The sequence below is a fragment of the Desulfobulbaceae bacterium genome (assembly GCA_015231515.1).
Classification (GTDB): Bacteria; Desulfobacterota; Desulfobulbia; order Desulfobulbales; family VMSU01; genus JADGBM01.
The window spans coordinates 1-4,934 of record JADGBM010000138.1 but is presented as its reverse complement, the minus strand read 5'-3'; the positions used below and the strand labels follow the sequence as shown (position 1 = coordinate 4,934).

Genomic DNA, 4,934 nt, shown 5'->3' with positions numbered 1-4,934 from the left:
GGAATTGATGTGTTTGTCCATAAAGATTATCGGAGTATGCGGCTCGGCAGGAGGATTTACGACGCCCGAAAGGAGTTGTGTGAGAAGTTAAACCTGAAAGGGATTATTGTTGGCGGCCGAATTCCTGGATATGCCAAGTACGCCCATGAACTGACCCCCGACCAGTACATTCAAAAAGTCAAAAAAAGAGAGATTATCGACCAGGTCTTAACGTTTCAACTGTCCAATGATTTTCACCCCAAAAGAGCAATTCGAAACTACATCCCAGAAGACAGCCGCTCGAAAAGTTATGCCGTTTTATTGGAATGGAACAATATCTTTTATGAAAGCAAAAAGAAAATTATCTGGGGGCGAAAATCCAACGCACGAATTGCCACGGTGCAGTGGCAAATGCGGTCATTCAAGGGACTTGATGATCTGCTTCAACAGATAGAGTTTTTTGTCGATGCAGTCTCCGGCTACAAAGCTGACCTCCTTCTTTTTCCAGAGATGTTTAATGCTCCTCTGCTTGCCAATTATGACCAAAAAAAACCGGCAGTGGCCATGCGCTTACTTGCTGATGTAACCGAGGATCTGCGGGAAGCCATGGCGGAGATGGCAATGAAGTACAACATCAACATTGTTACCGGCAGCCTGCCTTTATATCAGGATGAGAAACTGTTCAATGTCTCCTTTCTGTGCCGCCGGGACGGCACCTGGGATTCACAATACAAACTTCATATTACCCCAGATGAATCTGAGTGGTGGGGATTTCAGGGCGGTGAGGAGTTGAAGGTTTTTGACACGGACATTGGCAAAATCGGTATCCTTGTCTGTTTCGACGTTGAGTTCCCCGAACTCTCCCGCCTTCTTGCCGATAAAGACATGAAAATATTATTGGTGCCATACTGGACAGATACCAAAAATGCCTATCTCCGAGTGCGGCGCTGCGCACAGGCCCGGGCCATAGAGAATGAATGTTATGTCGCCATCACCGGCAGTGTTGGTAATCTGCCCAAAGTGGAAAACATGGATATCCAATATTCGCAGTCGGCCATTTTCACTCCGTCTGATTTTGCTTTTCCCCATGATGCTGTGGCTGCTGAGGCAACACCAAACACTGAGATGACCCTGCTTGCAGATTTAGATCTCGATCTTCTTAAAGAGATTCGGCAACAGGGCAGTGTCCGTAATCTGAAAAGCCGCAGGTCAGATTTGTATAAAACAGTGTGGATGAAATAAGAAATTGGTGGGCTACAATCTATGTTGCGGGCTGCTTGGCAATGCCTGTTACCCTGACCCTGTCGATCGTCTCCTGCCCCGCAGATAAATAGTCCAGAAACAGCCTGGGATCACAAACATCCCTGCCAGAACTACCACAACATGCCGTGGGTTTACGCCCAGATCCAGCGCCAGACCAGTACAGTATGTCGAGATGCTTAACACCAGGGTGACAAGAGCCATTTCTGCAGCAAAAACCCGGCCCCGATAGGCATCTTCAACAATTCGATGCATGAGCGAGGTTGAAAATACCCACTGCGTCGCCCCGCCAATATGGCCAAGAAGAACAAAGGGCGCCGCCAGCCAGAGATTCGGCGTCTGGCTGAAAACAAGATAGGCCCCGGCAGAAACAAAAAATGAGGCGGCAATCCCCTTCATCATAGCTGGGGATTCTTCGCCTAATATCCGCCAGGCCAGAATAGGGCCAATGGCAGCGCCAAGTCCGCGGCAGCCGTATAAAATGCCACTGCCGCTGCCATCGCCCCCGGAACTAAAGACCTGTTCACCAAAGACAACCAGCATAACTAAAATACCCCCGGACAAGGCCCAGCCGCTTTTTACCAGAATCAAGGCCAGCACCTTGCGATGACTGACAATATAGCGCCCGCCTTTCTGCATATCTGCAACCCCGGTCAGTTCCCGAATAGAAAGTTTTTTTTCTGATTTTGGGGGAGGCGTATGGGGTAGATCCAAAGAGCTCAAAACAAGAGCAGAAACAATAAAGGTTGCCGCATCAATAACAATTGCCGTCTCCCAGCCGGCAAGGGCAGTAACTAAGCCGCCAAGGGAAGCGCCAAAGGCGAGCAGGATGGACCAGGTGGCGCCGGAAAGGGCATTGGCCAGATTAATCTCTTCCTTAGAACACAGATTCGGCACACTGGCCTGCCGGGCCGGGTTGGCAAAGGTCCAGAGTGACTCCTGCATCAGGGCCAGGGCATAGACGACCCAGACATATTCAGCACTCCGCACCAGTAAAAAACATAAGACAACACCTACTCGAATTACGTCACAGGCAATCATCATTTTCTTGCGGGAAAATCGGTCGGCTACCACACCGGCGGCCGGCCCCAGCACCGTGGAAGGAATAAATTTGGCGATCAGAAACCAGCTTACCGCCTGACCGGAGCCGGTCAGATGCTCTAATAATACAAAAACAGCAATATAATTAAACCAGTTGCCAAACTGGCTTATCACTCCCGACAACCAAAAGCGCCGAAACTGCGGGTTGTTTTTCAGGAAGGCAACATAACTGCGCCAGTTACTGACTGAGGGTGATTTCGGTTGCATAGTGCTTCGGCGGGTGAAGAGTTAATTTAAGAAAAAATATCTCAAGTAATAAATAGAATGAATGGATCGGAGTCTTCGCTACCTTCGGCTTGCAGCAACAGATCTGAGCAATTTTCAGCTTTCAGAAAATCCCCCTGAGTCCCCCTTTTCAAAGGGGGACTCAGGGGGATTTCCCTTTATGCAAAAATGAAAATTACTCTACTGTGAACTTCACGCACTTCATGCGAACTATTATTTCACTGCGAAGTTACATAGTGAAGAATTCAAACAAAAAAGCCCTGGAACAGCATCACTGCCATACCAGAGCTTTACATCTTGCACAATTAAAAAAGGAGATCAGAAGGAGAACAACGTCAGCTCTCGCTAAAATCCCTTTCGTTTGTTCAGCGTAACAGCTTTGTGCCGCGATCTGGCGCTACTGCACCTTTGACCACTTTCTCCACCGCCCCAACCCCTTCGACTAATTCGACAAGGCGTGACACAACTCCAGAGAGCTGCGTCGCCTCTGCTGCCATTTCTGCCGCTGTCGCCGCCGCTTCTTCTGAGGTCGCCACACTTTCCTGGGTCAACCTGTCCATCTCATGAATTCCGGTACTAATTTGGGAGACCCCCAAGGACTGCTCATTATTGGCAGTATTAATTTCATCGAGCAGGATTGCAACCTCTCCGGCGCCGGCCGCAACTTCCCGGAAAGACTCCGTGGCCTTTTTAACAAGCGTTGAGCCGCCCTGTATCCGCTGGACAATATTTTCAATCAAGGTAGCGGTATCCTTTGCAGATTCAGCGGATCGCAGGGCCAGGTTTCGTACCTCGTCAGCAACCACGGCAAATCCGGCGCCTGCTTCACCGGCACGCGCTGCCTCAACAGCTGCATTCAGTGAAAGAAGATTTGTCTGAAAGGCAATTTCATCAATTGTTTTAACAATTTTCTGGGTCTCTTCACTGGCCTTTAAGATTTCGGCCATTGAGGTGTTCATATCTTCCATAACGGAATTTGCCTGCTCAGCTGTTGCTTTTGTTGCACGCATTTTCGCGTCGGCAGCAGAGGTGTTTTCGGCATTCTGGCGAGTCATACTGGTGATCTCCTCCAGTGATGCCGAGGACTGCTCGGTAGCTGCGGCCTGACTTGATGAACCGTCAGCAATGCTTTCAGAGGCTGAAGCAACAGAGCCTGACAGCGCATCAATATTTCTTGAACTCTCACCAATAATGCCTGAAACGTTTCGTAACGGGCCAACGATACTCGTCTGCACAAAATACCATGCGGCTCCCGTAACACAGAAAGCTATGGTCAGCAATACCCCCTGAATCAGCTTGATTTTGCCGAGATTATTATTGCTCTCAAATAAACCAACTGCCTCGTTCATTGTTTTCAATAAAGGCACGTTCGTTTTTTGAATTGCTGAAAGAGCCGCCATCGACTCAGCGGAACCGGGCGCATTGCCAATAGCGATTTTTATTTGGACTAAAAACTCCTTCCACATCGCCTGAACTTCAAGAAGCTTTCTCTTGGTTTCTGCATTATCAACTGCTGCAAGTCCCTGGCTTTTATCGCCATTCAAAAGTCCATTAAGAGTTGTGTCAAACAAGGCGGCCGTTTTCTCGGCATCTGATCTTGCGCTTTTCCTTTCCGCCTCACCAACCGCCGTACTATAAATGAAAATCTCTTTTGACATCTTCTGGCTAAGCATGCGCTGCCGACCCGCTAGATTTATAGCCCGCCCGCTGGCGATCTGCTGATTGACCACAGAAAAAATAATTAATGCGTTAATCACACTGATACCAAGCAGCACACACAAAATACTCACAAACTTCCAACTCAAATTCATTCGCTCCAACATACAAACTCCTTTTGCCATATGGCAATTATGCATCATATGTCAACTGACATGACCAGATAAGAAACGGCGTCCCACATAGATGATGCATCAGGAAGGTCAAAAAAGTCAAAAGAAAAGACAGGAGCTGATATAAATGGATTTGGCGCGCTGCTAAATGGCCTCAGCCAGCTTTCAATGTTTCTCGAAAAACTTTCTGATATAGGCGGAGGGTTCTTCATGGCAGAGAATCGCCAGTCGCTCACAGGCTCTGGAAAGCACTACGTAGAGGAGGTTCCGATCCTGGGGGTTGTTGGCACGATAGTCTTTGGCAGAAACATTCCAGGCCACAACAGCGGTGTACTCCAAGCCCTTTACCTGATGAGCATTGGTAACCAGAATTCCGGGCTGAAAGCGCTGGGGCTCTTTACGGGTGCCAGGTATCGTTTTAAGGGCCTGATAGACGTAATTCACCTGATTTTTCTTTCGGCAGATCACCGCAACTAGACCGTTCGGCGCTTTTTCCTGCTGCTCCAGAACAATCTCCCTTAGCTCTTGCAAGGCATTCTC

The 4,934-nt window shown here is 48.6% G+C and carries 4 protein-coding genes; 1 reads left to right on the top strand and 3 read right to left on the bottom strand.

The features are described from left to right. Nucleotides 1-1,221: carbon-nitrogen hydrolase family protein (locus HQK80_14590; protein MBF0223427.1), on the top strand; the 1,221-nt coding region annotated here is incomplete at its 5' end. A gap of 48 nt (nt 1,222-1,269) precedes the next feature. On the opposite strand, the gene HQK80_14585 is transcribed toward HQK80_14590, so the two are convergent. The 3 genes from HQK80_14585 to HQK80_14575 form a co-directional block, all read right to left on the bottom strand. Then, a complete protein-coding gene (locus HQK80_14585) occupies nt 1,270-2,547 on the bottom strand; it encodes an MFS transporter (GenBank protein ID MBF0223426.1) in 1,278 nt (425 codons plus the stop codon). Nucleotides 2,548-2,930: 383 nt separating this feature from the next. Then, nucleotides 2,931-4,388 carry a type IV pili methyl-accepting chemotaxis transducer N-terminal domain-containing protein gene (locus HQK80_14580; GenBank protein ID MBF0223425.1) on the bottom strand — a complete coding sequence of 486 codons (1,458 nt, stop codon included), beginning with the start codon at nt 4,386-4,388 and terminating at the stop codon, nt 2,931-2,933. A 171-nt stretch (nt 4,389-4,559) separates the two neighbouring features. Further along, nucleotides 4,560-4,934 (bottom strand): ATP-binding domain-containing protein (locus HQK80_14575; protein MBF0223424.1); only part of this gene is annotated, 375 nt, incomplete at its 5' end.

Excerpts from the sequence above, each read along its gene's own strand:
- HQK80_14585 (MBF0223426.1), bottom strand. The coding sequence starts at position 2,547 with ATGCAACCGAAATCACCCTCAGTCAGTAACTGGCGCAGTTATGTTGCC.
- HQK80_14580 (MBF0223425.1), bottom strand. The coding sequence starts at position 4,388 with ATGTTGGAGCGAATGAATTTGAGTTGGAAGTTTGTGAGTATTTTGTGT.